Source organism: Buttiauxella sp. 3AFRM03 (genome assembly GCF_003675305.1).
In the GTDB taxonomy this organism is placed as follows: Bacteria; Pseudomonadota; Gammaproteobacteria; order Enterobacterales; family Enterobacteriaceae; genus Buttiauxella; species Buttiauxella ferragutiae.
In genome coordinates this window covers 3,253,782-3,266,906 of sequence record NZ_CP033076.1, presented here as the reverse complement: position 1 = coordinate 3,266,906, position 13,125 = coordinate 3,253,782, and the positions used below count along the sequence as shown (strand labels likewise).

The window sequence follows — 13,125 nt, the reverse complement described above, 5'->3', positions numbered from 1 at the left end:
CTGCTCTTATGCGATTATGAAAAGAAAAACCAAACGCCGGACTCTTCACTTTCCGGCTCGTCCGGTTCCTCTGGCCCCTCTCCATTTCCCGAGCCGCCTCCACCACTTCCGTAACCGCTGCTCCTTTCACCATCCTGCGGCGGCTCAACGGGTGCATCTCCCTCATCTGCCAGCGCACTCAACACCGCCGGCAGTTGCGTGTGCACCGGATCCCCCGGTCTGCCGCCGCTGTTAAGGTTGATTTTCAGCCCGCTGATATCCACGCCGCCGGGGTGTATCACCACAAACGAACTTCCCACCCGCAGCGTGATTTTCGTATTGCTCTGCAGCACGATATCGCCCTGTGCATCCGTGCCCAGCGCACCCGCCACTTTCTGGGCCAGGTCGCCTTTGACCTCCAGGCTGTGGTTACCTTCCACCAGGCTGAGGTGGTCTTTCGTGGTTTTATGCGCCTGGCTGCCGTCGACTGTTACTTTGCGGTCATTTGCCACATACAGCGCGTCATCACGGCCGGTATTCACGGTGTGGTCACGGGTGACTTTCAGGGTCTGGTCATTGCGTACCGTGATACTGCGGTCGTGCGCCACGGTGATGTTCTGGTCATGCCCGCCGGCATTCTCTTTGCCGACCTTCACCGTCTGCCCCAGACCGACGGTGATGCTCTGGTTATTACCAATAGTCTCGGTGTGGTCGACTTTCACATCAGTGGTGCGGTTATTGAGCACCTCGGTATCCATGTTTTTCTGCGCATGGAGATACACCTGCTCATTAGCTGTCGCATCGTCGAATTTCAGTTCGTTAAACCCGCTGCCCTGGTAGGTTTTCGAGCGCAGGGTCATCTGGGTTTTCGTCCCCGGCAGGCTACCTGGTGAGCGGTTATCTTCATGATACGTACGCCCCATCACGATGGGCTGGTCCGGGTCGCCGTTGAGGAAATCGACTATCACTTCCTGGCCGACACGCGGTATCGCCAGGTGACCGAAGCCGGCACCGGCCCACGCCTGCGACACCCGTATCCAGCACGAGCTGTCTTCTGTTTCGCCGTGATAACGGTCCCAGCGGAATTTCACCCGCACCCGCCCGTGTTCGTCGCAGAAAATTTCCTCCCCCGGCGGACCGGTGACCACCGCGCTCTGCGGGCCGTCGACCTTTGGTTTCTGCGGGCGATTCGGGCGCCAGGTGCGGTCTCCCGGTATGGCCACAAACCGGTTGGTGAGGGTGGTGCCCTCGCCGCGACTGCCGTGCAGCGCCTGTGGCTGCTCACTGGTCATCGCACTGCTGATGACCTGCCATTGCCGGTTGTGGCTTTTTATCGGGTGGCCGGAAAGGGGGAAGCGCACGCCCGGCGACAGCGCCGGAGAGTTGCTGGTGCCGGTGGCGGTTTCGGCCTGGTTACGCCAGGCGTCCAGTTTATAGCGGGTGAAATCTTCGCCGTGCTGTTCATCCTTAAAACGCCCCGGATAATCCAGAACTTCATACTGCGAGCGCTGGCCATTCAGGCTCTGTGCTTTATGGCGATAGCCCCCCGGCCAGTCCGGCATCTTAAAGGTGTAATCCAGGCTGGTGACAGTGGAGGGAGCGATACCCGCTTCGTGACGAAACACACTGATGTGCTCCGTGGTGGTTCCAGTCGATACATTCGGATTAAAGGGAAAGGCATCCTGCATCCTGCGCAGGCCGGTCACATCATCAGTCAGCATCAGCCGCTGCCCCCCTTCCGGGGAGACGTCGTCAAAGAAGAAAATGCCTTCTTCGGCCCACAGTCTGGATAAAAAAGCGAAGTCACTTTCCCCGTACTGGGCGCAGAACTCGCGGGCCGGATGGGATTCATAAAACACCGACGTCCAGTTGGTGACGCCGTTTTCTGCCAGCAGCGTGGCGGTGATGGTCTGAATATCCTGCTGCTGGAAAATACGGAAGTTCTGGCGCAGACCGCAGCGCCACAGGGGAGGATGAATGCGCAGGGTGTACTGCATCTGCCAGCCGTTGTGCTCGCTCATGCCGAAGGTGGCAATAATGCCGCTGACATGGCGCAGGACTTTCTGCCCCTGCCAGAGCGTCAGGGTGACGTTTTTCTCCAGCAACGGGTCAGCCGTCTGGCGGAAAGACTGGCTGGCGACGTCAGCATCGAGGACAAATGCAGCGGAGTTGTGCTGCAGCAGGCGAAAACTCACCACCGCAAAGGTGTCCGGCTCCAGCCCTTCCACCTCCAGTGTGAAACGCAGTCCTTTTAATGACATGATCCTTCCCTGGGCCGACAGAATGCCGGACAAATGATAAACATCGTTAACAGGTGAAGGAGAATAATAGGTCTGGTTTTTTATAATGTGATAGCCATCAATTCTTCAGGCTGAAAATCAAATAAACCCTAAATAAAATAATTAAATATCAATAGTTTAATTGGTTATTTGTATGAATCAGATAATGAAATTCGCGTTGTGAATTAAACGAGATATTGAAGGTTACATGCAGTCCTGTAATCCGCTGCACGCCCTCAGCCACATCAGCTCAAACCAAAAAAAACGCCCCCGGCCATCAAGGTCGGAGGCGTTTCAAATGTCAAAACAACGCTTATTGCAGCAGAGAAATATCCGCAACCTGCAAGAACAGCTCGCGCAGTTTGGCAAGCAGCGTCAGACGGTTGATACGCAGTTCTTTATCTTCTGCGTTCACCATCACTTTGTCGAAGAACATATCCACGGGTTCACGCAACGCAGCCAGTTCCACTAACGCTTCCTGGTAACGGCCTTCGGCGAAGAACGGTTCCAGTTTGTCGCGCAGGATAACCAACTGACGAGCAAGATCCATCTCTTCTGGCTCTTTCAGAACCGAAGCACGTACGTGATCTTGTAGCTCTTCGTCTGACTTCGCCAGAATGTTGGAAACACGCTTGTTGGCTGCCGCCAGTGCTGCTGCCGCTTCCAGAGTACGGAAGTGCGACACCGCTTTCATGCGCGCATCAAAATCTGCTGGTTTAGTTGGACGACGAGCCAGAACAGCCTGGATGGTATCTACGCTGTGGCCTTCTTCCTGATACCAGGCACGGAAACGGCCCAGCATAAAGTCGATGACTTCGTCGGTAACCTTCTGGTTGGTCAGCTTATCACCGTAAAGACGTACGGCCTCTTCGGTAAGAGTTTGCAGATCAAGCGGCAGGTTTTTCTCAACGATGATACGCAGAACGCCAAGAGCGGCACGACGCAGAGCAAACGGGTCTTTGTCACCTTTCGGGTGCTGGCCAATACCGAAGATGCCCGCAAGGGTATCCATTTTATCGGCGATTGCCACAGCACAGGCCACCAGGTTAGACGGCAGTGCATCACCTGCAAAACGTGGCTGATATTGCTCGTTGAGCGCAACAGCAACGTCTTCAGCTTCGCCGTCGTGACGCGCATAGTGCATGCCCATCACGCCCTGGGTGTCGGTAAACTCGAACACCATGTTGGTCATCAGGTCGCATTTGGACAGCAAACCGGCGCGAGTTGCGTGGTTTACGTCTGCGCCAATCTGGCCAGCAATCCAGCCTGAAAGGGCTTCGATGCGGTTGGTTTTGTCACGCAGTGTACCGAGCTGTTGCTGGAACAGAACGGTTTCCAGACGCGGCAAGTTGTCTTCCAGGCGCTTTTTACGGTCGCTATTGAAGAAGAACTCGGCATCGGCCAGGCGTGGACGCACAACTTTCTCGTTACCAGAGATAATCTGAATCGGGTCTTTCGACTCGATGTTGGCAACGAAGATGAAGTTTGGCATCAATTTGCCGTCGCTTGCGTAAACCGGGAAGTACTTCTGGTCACCTTTCATGGTGTGAACCAGCGCTTCCGCAGGCACTTTGAGGAATTTCTCTTCAAATTTCGCGGTCAGAACAACCGGCCATTCCACCAGCGAAGTCACTTCTTCCAGCAGGCTTTCGCTCAGATCGGCATTTCCGCCAATTTTGCGAGCCGCTTCTTCAGCGCCTTCTTTGATTACCGCTTTACGCTGCTCGTAGTCGGCAATGACTTTGCCGCGTTCCAGCAGAATTTCAGGGTACTGATCGGCGTTGTCGATGGTGAATTCCGGCTCGCCCATAAAGCGGTGGCCGCGAATCACGCGATCGGATGCAATCCCAAGGATGGTAGCGGGAATGACTTCCGCGCCCAACAGCAGGGTCACAGTGTGCACCGGACGCACAAAGTGGGTATCGTTTGCACCCCAGCGCATCAGTTTTGGAATCGGCAGTTTGGTCAGCGCGGTGGCAATCATCGCAGGCAGCAGGGCTTGCGCACTTTCGCCTTTAACATGGGCGCGGTACATCAACCACTCGCCTTTATCCGTCGCCAGACGCTCTGCCTGTTCAACCGTAATGCCACAACCACGCGCCCAACCTTCAGCGGCTTTGCTTGGCTTACCTTCTGCATCAAAAGCAGCAGAAATTGCCGGGCCGCGTTTTTCAACTTCACGGTCTGGTTGAGACTCAGCCAGATTAGCAATCTTCAGCGCCAGACGGCGCGGTGCTGCAAACCATTTCACTTCGCCGTGGGCGAGGTTCGCCGCATCCAGCTCCGCTGTTACTTGCGCCGCAAAGGATTCCGCCAGGCTGCGCAGGGCTTTTGGTGGCAGCTCTTCAGTGCCGATCTCCACCAGAAAAGTTTTTTCAGACATGGCAGCCTCTTATTTGTTCTTATTGCACATCGGGAAGCCAAGCGCTTCACGAGAAGCGTAATAGGCTTCGGCCACAGCTTTGGTCAGAGTACGAATACGCAGAATGTAGCGCTGACGTTCGGTAACCGAGATGGCCTTACGGGCATCAAGCAGGTTAAAGCTGTGCGCGGCTTTCAGAATGCGTTCGTAAGCAGGCAGCGGCAGTGGGTTTTCCAGCGCCAGCAGGTGCTGCGCTTCTTTCTCATACTGCTCGAAGCAGGAGAACAGGAAGTCCACATCGGCGTGTTCGAAGTTGTAAGTTGATTGCTCAACTTCGTTCTGGTGGAACACGTCGCCGTAGGTGGTTTTACCCAGCGGGCCATCGCTCCACACCAGATCGTAAACGCTATCTACGCCCTGGATGTACATCGCCAGGCGCTCTAAACCGTAGGTGATTTCACCAGTAACAGGTTTACATTCCAGGCCGCCCACTTGCTGGAAGTAAGTGAACTGCGTCACTTCCATACCGTTGAGCCACACTTCCCAGCCCAGACCCCAGGCACCCAGCGTTGGGTTTTCCCAGTTGTCTTCTACGAAGCGAATATCATGAATAGTTGGGTCCATACCCAGCTCTTTAAGCGACCCAAGGTACAACTCCTGAATGTTTTCTGGAGAAGGCTTGATGACCACCTGGAACTGATAGTAATGCTGTAAGCGGTTCGGGTTTTCACCATAGCGGCCATCGGTAGGGCGGCGAGATGGCTGCACATATGCAGTCGCCATCGGCTCTGGCCCTAAAGCCCGTAGGCAGGTCATTGGGTGAGAGGTGCCGGCGCCGACTTCCATGTCCAAAGGTTGAACAATGGTGCAGCCCTGGCGAGCCCAGTAGTCCTGTAAAGTCAGGATCAGGCCTTGAAAGGTCTTGGTATCAAACTTTTGCATGTTGATTTCGCACGCGTTCGAGAGGGTTAAAAAGGGAAGCGACCAGTATACCTGTTGATGGGAAGATAATCAGCCTGCATTCTCAGGCTGATGACGTTGTGTTGCGGCTTTATGTAGATGAAAGGTGCAAAAACTGACCACTTTCGTCAAAAGAGCAGGTAAAACCCTCCCGGCGCGTGGTACTGCCAAGAATTTCATAGCTTCCCTGGTACTGCTTAAAATCCACCACGCTGATGCGCTGGGCCTGCGTGTTGTAACGATGTGCAGCTTCCTGCTTGCAGGTTTCGATCATCACTACCCCCTGAATTGTGGGGTGTTGCGCGACTTGCGCATACTGTGTTTGCTGCTCCGGCGAACTACAAGCACTCAAGAACAAGGCTGCTAAAGCTAGCGCCCATCGGCTATTTTTTATTTTTGGCATCATCATTCGTTAACTGTACGTTAAAATCTTTTCTGTTAATCAATAATTAACAGGTATTTCATATTCTGCAAACCCACATGGCGCCATACAAGAGGGAAAATGCAAACTCAGATTTATACCTGTTCAGTACTCAGAGGAACGAATGCAGCAGAAAATTAACTGGATTGATAACTTGCGCGGGATTGCATGCCTGATGGTAGTGATGATTCACACCACCACCTGGTACATCACCAATGCGAAGATTGTCACGCCATTTAGTTGGGATTTATCGAACGTGCTGAACTCAGCTTCTCGCGTTAGCGTTCCCCTCTTCTTCATGATTTCGGGTTATCTTTTTTTTGGTGAACGCAGTGCGCAGCAGCGCCACTTTTTGCGGATCGCCACCTGCTTGTTGTTTTACAGCGTGATTGCGCTCATCTACATCAAGCTGTTTACCCCAATCAACGCCGGCCTTTCACTGCGCTACATCCTGCAAAAACCGGTGTTTTATCACCTGTGGTTTTTCTTTGCGATCATGGTGATTTACCTGCTTTCACCGTTGATTCAGGTGAAGAAAGTTAACGCGGTGACAATTCTGGGCCTGATGGTGTTACTTGGCGTGATTGCCAACCCGAATACCGTTCCGCAAACGCTGGCGGGCGTGAAATGGCTACCGATTAATTTATACATCCGCGGCGACACGTTTTATTACGTGTTGTATGGATTGCTTGGGCGTGCGATTGGCATGCTGGAAACGGATAAACGCTGGATTAGCGGGCTGGCTGCGGGCTTGTTTGCACTGTGCATTTTTTCGATTTCGACGGGCACACGTCATCAACTGGAAGTGAACGGTAATTTTGCCGACACCTTCTACGTATATTGTGGGCCGCTGGTGTTTATCGCCGCCATTAGCTTGTTGGTGCTGGTGAAGAATTGCCTGAATGGCCGCCCGTTGCCTGGGCTGACGTTAATCTCGCGACATTCGCTGGGCATTTACGGCTTCCACGCGCTGATCATCCACTTCTTACGCACTCATGGTTATCAAATAACAAATTCGCCGGTGCTGGATATTCTGTGGATTTTCGGCGCGACGCTTGCCGGAAGTTTGCTGCTTTCCATGGCATTGCAGCGCATTGATACCCGTAAAATGGTGAGTTAAGCGTTGCGGGCGCGGGCGCGATGTAACTGGCGTGGCGACGAAAAGCCCGCCGCAACTGCCGCCTGCTCCATGCGTTGCCCCTGCAACAAGCGCTGTTCGGCAACCGCCAGGCGCAATTGCTCCAGATAATCCCGCACCGATATCCCCAAATGCTGCTGAAAAAGCCGCGACAAATGGCGTGAACTGACATGCACTTTGTCGGCAATTTCCTGCACATCCCACGCCGATTCGGGTGTCGCAGAAAGCAAATCCTGAGCACGATGCACCGCCGGGTGAATGTGGTTGCGGTAACGCAGCCACGGCGATAATTGCGGGTCGTCGCCCGAACGGCGGAACCACACCACCATTTCACGCGCTACATCCAGCGCCGCTTTGGGGCCGCAATAGCGGTTAATCAGATGCAGCGAGAGATCAATCCCGGAAGTAATCCCCGCGCTGGTCCAGATACCCCGATCTTCAACGAAAATACGGTTATCTTTCACCTGCGCGGTGGGTGCGGCGGCACGTAATCTGACCAATACATCGTGATGCGTGGTGCATTGCACGCCGTTCATCAGCCCCGCTTTCGCCGCCAGCAACGAACCGGAACAGACACACATCAAGTTGAGTTGCTGGCTATGAATTTGCGGTTGCAGGCGCGTCAGCCAACGGCGCACCTGTTCGGCTTGTGGCGTCTCAAAGTAGCGATTTGAATCGCACACGCCGGGCAAAACCAGCAGGCTACCTGGCGTGAAGCTGTCCGGTAGCGCTTCGATACCCGAAAAATTCAGCCCAATTGAAGTGGTGACTTGTGGGTCCGGGCCGATGAAATGCAGGTGAAAAGCGTCGCCTGCCAGCGCCAGCGTTTCGGCTGGGCCAGTCAAGTCGAGGGATAAAACACCAGGCAAAACAACGAACCAGACCCCAATACTCACGATAAAGACTCCAGGCACTCGGCAACGGTTTGGATTTGCGCAAAACGCCCCGTCAGCACGGTTTCAGTACGGTGGCGCAGAGTTGCGGCATCCAGCGTAACCCCTTTCCAGCTCATCGGGAAGGTGAGCATCGCTTCGCTAACAAATGAAACGCGATAACCCAAATCAGACGCCACCCGCGTGGTCGTTTCGCAACATTGCTCGGTACGAATCCCACAGATAATCAGATGGTTAATATCACGGCTACGCAGCCAATGATCGAGGCCGGTATCGGTAAATGCGTTGTGAACGTGTTTCTGGAAAGCCACATCAGCCTGATGTTGCAAGAAAGGCATGGCTTTAACATAGCCGGAAGCCAGCGAGAACGGGCCTTCATCACTCACGTGGAAAATATCCACCACCGGTATATTCAAATCCTGGCAGCCGGAAATCAGCTGTGAAATGGCCTGCTGGAATGCCGGAAAATCGTCTTCTTGCCAGAAATCGCGATGGAAGAAAGATTGTTGTGTGTCGATATTAATCAGAACGGAACGGGACATTTTCGGACTCCTCATCAGTGGGTATGAATCCATTGTGACAAGGGTTGGCCGTATTGCTAATACCAAAAACGGACAGAGTGAGGATGATTTGGGACCAGATGAGATCTTTGAGATGGTGTCGGATGACGCTCACGCTAATCCGACCTTCGAAACACCAGGCCTTGGTCAGGTGGATAAGCACCAGCGTCATCCACCAGCCTGCATAATTTATGTTACTCTCCAGAAAGTTACCCTCGGAGAAAATCATGAACAGCAAGGCTGCGCGCCCCACGATAAGCGATGTCGCGAAAGCGGCAAAGACCGGAAAAACCAGTGTTTCCCGCTATCTTAACGGCGAGCAAAGCGTGTTGTCCGATGACCTTCGTCTGCGCATTGAAACAGCGATTGCCGAACTCGATTACCGCCCAAGCCAAATGGCGCGCGGCCTGAAACGTGGGCGCACCCGTTTAATTGGCCTGATCATCGCCGATATCACCAACCCTTACTCTGTCGATGTGCTGAGCGGTATTGAAGCGGCGTGTCGGGAAAAAGGCTTTACGCCGCTGGTCTGTAACACCAATAACGAAGTGGATCAGGAGCTGCATTACCTGGATTTGCTGCGCAGTTATCAGGTGGAAGGGATTGTGGTGAATGCTGTCGGCATGCGCGAAGAAGGGTTAAACCGCCTGCAACAATCCGCGCTACCGATGGTGCTGATTGACCGAAAAATTCCAGATTTTGCTTGTGATGTGGTCGGTTTGGATAACACACAAGCCGCCACAACCGCCACCGAACACCTTGTCGAACAAGGGTTTGAAGCCATTCTTTTCCTCAGCGAACCGCTCGGCACAGTGAACACCCGCCGCGAGCGTCTGAATGCTTTCCACGCCACGCTTAAACGCTACCCTGGGATTGTTGCCGAAAACGCGGAAGTGCCTTTGCACGAAGGCGAGTTGATGGACAACACGCTGCGCCAGTTCCATTCCGGCCATCGCGGTATGCGCAAAGCGGTGATTTCCGCCAACGGCGCACTCACACTACAAGTTGCACGTTCACTGCGGCGCATCGGCCTGCACTGGGGCAGCGACATCGGCCTGTTAGGCTTCGATGAACTCGAATGGGCAGAGCTTGCCGGTGTCGGCATCACCACGCTTAAGCAACCGACCTGGCAGATTGGTTACGCCGCACTCCAGCAAGTTGTGAAGCGCATTGAAGGCGGCAGCGACAGCGTTTATGAACAGGTCTTTTCCGGCGAGTTAATCGTTCGCGGCTCCACAGTACGCTAATCAATGTTCGTGATAGCGATCATAAATTAAGCATCGCTGGCTTTTCTTTGGAACCGGTTCCATTTAGCGTAATAAACATCATTACGACACCGGACGAAGTTAATGCCGAGAAAAATTATTATTGTCACTGCCGCTTACGGGCATGACCGCATCGCCGCTTTGGGTGGCCAACACGCGCTACTGCCCGTCATCGCCAATGCCGGTGCTGACGGTGTAGAAATTCGCCGCGAACTATTTAGCCGCACCCAGCTTGATGCCCTGCCAGAACTGGCGCAGCAAATCGCTGAACACAAACTTCAGGCCTGTTATTCCGCACCGGAGCCACTGTTTGTTGAAGACGGTAAACTGAATCCGCTCATCCCTACTTTGCTGCTTGAAGCCCACCAGCTCAACGCCAGCTGGTTAAAACTTTCACTCGGCAACTACCGTAGCAGCCAGCAATTTGCGCTTTTGCAGCAGTGGCTTGCTCAAAGCGATGTGCCACTGGTGGTGGAAAACGATCAAACAGCCTGCGGCAAGCTTGCGCCGATGCAGCGCTTCCAGGCCGCCTGTAACGTGCTGAATCTTCCGGTGACACTCACTTTTGATATGGCGAATTGGCTGTGGGTTGATGAATCGCCGGAAGCCGCCGCACGTGTACTGGCACCATCGGTCAGTTACATCCATGTCAAAGCCGCCGTGGCGCACCATTATCACTATCGCGCCATCGCGCTGGATGATGCCGAACCTCGCTGGCTGGAAATCCTGAAAAGCCTGCCAGCAGACGCACCACGCGGAATTGAATTCCCGCTCGAAGGCCGCGACCTGACTGCTGTCACCCGCCATTACGTCAACTTATTACGCGAGGAGTAAGCAATGTCGAGACAACTTGATGTCATCACTATTGGTGAAGCGATGGCGATGTTTGTCGCCAGCCAAACCGGCGATCTTGCCGCCGCTGAGCAGTTCGTCAAACGTGTGGCGGGCGCTGAACTGAACGTTGCTACCGGCCTTGCGCGCCTTGGCCTGAAAGTGGGTTGGGTCAGCCGCGTGGGTAATGATTCTTTTGGCCATTATGTGCGGCAACAACTGGCAAAAGAGCAGATCGACAGCCGTGGCGTGACAACTGACGAGCGATTCGCAACCGGCTTCCAGCTTAAATCCAAAGCCGAAAATGGAACCGATCCCATTGTGGAATACTTCCGTAAAGGTTCTGCCGCCAGCCATCTTTCAGTGGCTGATTTTAACAAAGAGTACTTTTGTTCCGCACGCCATCTGCATGTGAGCGGCGTGGCGGCAGCGCTTTCTGATACCTCACTTGAGTTGCTCAATCATGCCGCCCGCGTGATGAAGCAAAAGGGCAAAACGATTTCTTTTGACCCGAATCTGCGCCCGGTGCTGTGGAAAAGTGAAGCCGAAATGGTTAAACAATTGAATCAGCTCGCCTTCCAGGCAGACTGGGTGCTGCCAGGGTTAAGCGAAGGCGCGATTCTGACCGGCCACAAAACACCAGAAGCAATTGCCGATTTCTATCTCGACCACGGCGTTAAGACCGTAGTGCTGAAAACGGGCGCTGACGGCGCATGGTTCAAAACGGCCTCCGGTGAAAAAGGGGCCGTAAGCGCGGTAAAAGTCGAGAACGTCGTCGATACCGTCGGCGCAGGCGACGGTTTTGCCGTGGGTGTGATAAGCGCCCTGCTTGAAGGGAAAACCTTAGAACATGCCGTCAGCCGCGGTAATAAAATCGGCTCACTGGCGATACAGGTCATCGGCGATAGCGAAGGGTTACCGACCCGTAGCGCGCTTGGCGAATAAACGAAGGGTTACCGACCCGTAGCGCGCTTGGCGAATAAACGAAGGGTTACCGACCCGTAGCGCGCTTGGCGAATAAACGAAGACTGCATCAGCTGTGCCCTACACTCGGCATGATGCGACTCTCCTCAACATAGAGGCAAGCCCATGAAAACCCAGTCCCTTTCATCAAAGGTAATCGCGCCAAAACGTTGGTGGTACATCATGCCAATCGTGTTTATCACGTACAGCCTGGCGTACCTCGACCGTGCCAACTTTAGTTTTGCTTCTGCCGCCGGTATTAACGACGATCTCGGTATCACCAAAGGGATTTCGTCTTTGCTTGGCGCACTGTTTTTCCTCGGTTATTTCTTCTTCCAGATACCGGGTGCGATGTACGCCGAACGCCGCAGCGTGCGCAAGCTTATCTTCGTCTGCCTGATTTTGTGGGGCGGTTGTGCGTCATTAACCGGCATGGTCAGCAACATTCCGGCGCTGGCGGCGATTCGTTTTATCCTCGGCATCGTGGAAGCCGCGGTAATGCCAGCGATGCTGATTTACATCAGTAACTGGTTTACTAAATCCGAACGCTCACGGGCTAACACTTTCTTAATTCTCGGTAATCCAGTCACGGTGTTGTGGATGTCGGTGGTTTCTGGCTACCTGATTCAGGCGTTCGGCTGGCGTGAAATGTTTATTTTTGAAGGCATTCCAGCGGTTATCTGGGCCTTCGCATGGTGGGTACTGGTCAAAGATAAACCGGTGCAAGTGGGTTGGTTATCTGATGCTGAAAAATCCGCGTTGCAGGCGCAACTCGAAGAGGAGCAGCAAGGGATTAAAGCGGTGCGTAACTACAGCGAAGCGTTCCGTTCGCGCAATGTAGTGCTGCTGTGTATGCAGTATTTTTGCTGGAGCATCGGCGTGTATGGCTTCGTGCTGTGGCTGCCTTCTATCATCCGTGGCGCAGGCACCGCGGGAATGGGCATGGTCGAAGTGGGCTGGCTGTCGTCTGTTCCGTATCTGGCGGCGACCATCGCGATGATTGTGGTTTCCTGGGCTTCGGACAAGATGCAGAACCGTAAGCTGTTTGTCTGGCCGCTGCTGCTGATTGGCGCGCTGGCCTTCCTCGGTTCGTGGCTGGTTGGTGCCGATCACTTCTGGGTTTCCTACACCCTGCTGGTGATTGCCGGTGCAGCAATGTATGCGCCATACGGTCCATTCTTTGCGATTATTCCGGAAATGTTGCCGCGCAATGTCGCGGGTGGCGCGATGGCATTAATCAACAGTATGGGGGCGCTCGGTTCGTTTGTTGGCTCCTGGTTTGTTGGCTACCTTAACGGTGCAACGGGCAGCCCGTCGGCTTCCTATGTCTTTATGGGGGTGGCATTGCTCGCCTCAGTGTGGCTAACTCTGATTGTGAAACCGGCGAAAAACCAACACGTCCCAGTGGCAGCACACCACGCCTAATCTCAGGCCCGGCGGCCGTTAAACCGCCAGGCCTGTCTATAACTATTTA

11 protein-coding genes are annotated in these 13,125 nt (G+C 54.0%); 5 read left to right on the top strand and 6 right to left on the bottom strand.

Translation table 11 applies throughout. From position 1 onward, the window contains the following. Positions 1-14 precede the first annotated feature (14 nt). The 4 genes from D8682_RS16605 to D8682_RS16590 all read right to left on the bottom strand — a co-directional run bounded on the left by D8682_RS16605 (position 15) and on the right by D8682_RS16590 (position 5,983). Complete coding sequence (locus D8682_RS16605; RefSeq protein ID WP_121814725.1) at positions 15-2,240, bottom strand: type VI secretion system Vgr family protein; 2,226 nt, start codon at positions 2,238-2,240, stop codon at positions 15-17. A gap of 331 nt (positions 2,241-2,571) precedes the next feature. Then, the gene (gene glyS / locus D8682_RS16600; protein WP_121814724.1) at positions 2,572-4,641 is read right to left on the bottom strand and encodes a glycine--tRNA ligase subunit beta; all 2,070 of its coding nucleotides are present in this window, start codon (positions 4,639-4,641) and stop codon (positions 2,572-2,574) included. 9 nt (positions 4,642-4,650) lie between these two features. Beyond that, complete coding sequence (gene glyQ / locus D8682_RS16595) at positions 4,651-5,562, bottom strand: glycine--tRNA ligase subunit alpha (protein ID WP_064542532.1); 912 nt, start codon at positions 5,560-5,562, stop codon at positions 4,651-4,653. Between the two features lie 109 nt (positions 5,563-5,671). Next, positions 5,672-5,983 (bottom strand): YsaB family lipoprotein, encoded by a 312-nt coding sequence (locus tag D8682_RS16590; RefSeq protein WP_074388509.1) that lies wholly within the window; start codon positions 5,981-5,983, stop codon positions 5,672-5,674. A 142-nt stretch (positions 5,984-6,125) separates the two neighbouring features. On the opposite strand from D8682_RS16590, the gene D8682_RS16585 reads away from it, so the two are divergent. Next, the gene (locus D8682_RS16585) at positions 6,126-7,121 is read left to right on the top strand and encodes an acyltransferase (RefSeq protein WP_064542528.1); all 996 of its coding nucleotides are present in this window, start codon (positions 6,126-6,128) and stop codon (positions 7,119-7,121) included. Here D8682_RS16585 and D8682_RS16580 read toward each other — a convergent pair. Further along, positions 7,118-8,035, bottom strand: a complete 918-nt coding sequence (locus D8682_RS16580; protein WP_121814723.1) for a GlxA family transcriptional regulator — start codon at positions 8,033-8,035, stop codon at positions 7,118-7,120. The genes D8682_RS16585 and D8682_RS16580 overlap by 4 nt on opposite strands. Further along, complete coding sequence (locus D8682_RS16575; protein WP_121814722.1) at positions 8,032-8,574, bottom strand: isochorismatase family protein; 543 nt, start codon at positions 8,572-8,574, stop codon at positions 8,032-8,034. The genes D8682_RS16580 and D8682_RS16575 overlap by 4 nt, the downstream gene beginning before the upstream one ends. A 245-nt stretch (positions 8,575-8,819) precedes the next feature. Here D8682_RS16575 and D8682_RS16565 point away from each other — a divergent pair, with 245 nt between their 5' ends. The 4 genes from D8682_RS16565 to D8682_RS16550 all read left to right on the top strand — a co-directional run bounded on the left by D8682_RS16565 (position 8,820) and on the right by D8682_RS16550 (position 13,076). Further along, entirely contained in the window at positions 8,820-9,839 is a 1,020-nt protein-coding gene (locus D8682_RS16565) for a LacI family DNA-binding transcriptional regulator (protein ID WP_121814721.1), read from the top strand. A 102-nt stretch (positions 9,840-9,941) separates the two neighbouring features. After that, a complete protein-coding gene (locus tag D8682_RS16560) occupies positions 9,942-10,691 on the top strand; it encodes a sugar phosphate isomerase/epimerase (protein WP_064542513.1) in 750 nt (249 codons plus the stop codon). A gap of 3 nt (positions 10,692-10,694) precedes the next feature. Next, the gene (locus D8682_RS16555; RefSeq protein WP_121814720.1) at positions 10,695-11,633 is read left to right on the top strand and encodes a sugar kinase; all 939 of its coding nucleotides are present in this window, start codon (positions 10,695-10,697) and stop codon (positions 11,631-11,633) included. Positions 11,634-11,777: 144 nt separating this feature from the next. Then, on the top strand, positions 11,778-13,076 hold the full coding sequence (locus tag D8682_RS16550; RefSeq protein WP_121814719.1) for an MFS transporter: 1,299 nt from the start codon (positions 11,778-11,780) through the stop codon (positions 13,074-13,076). The last annotated feature ends 49 nt before the right edge of the window (positions 13,077-13,125 follow it).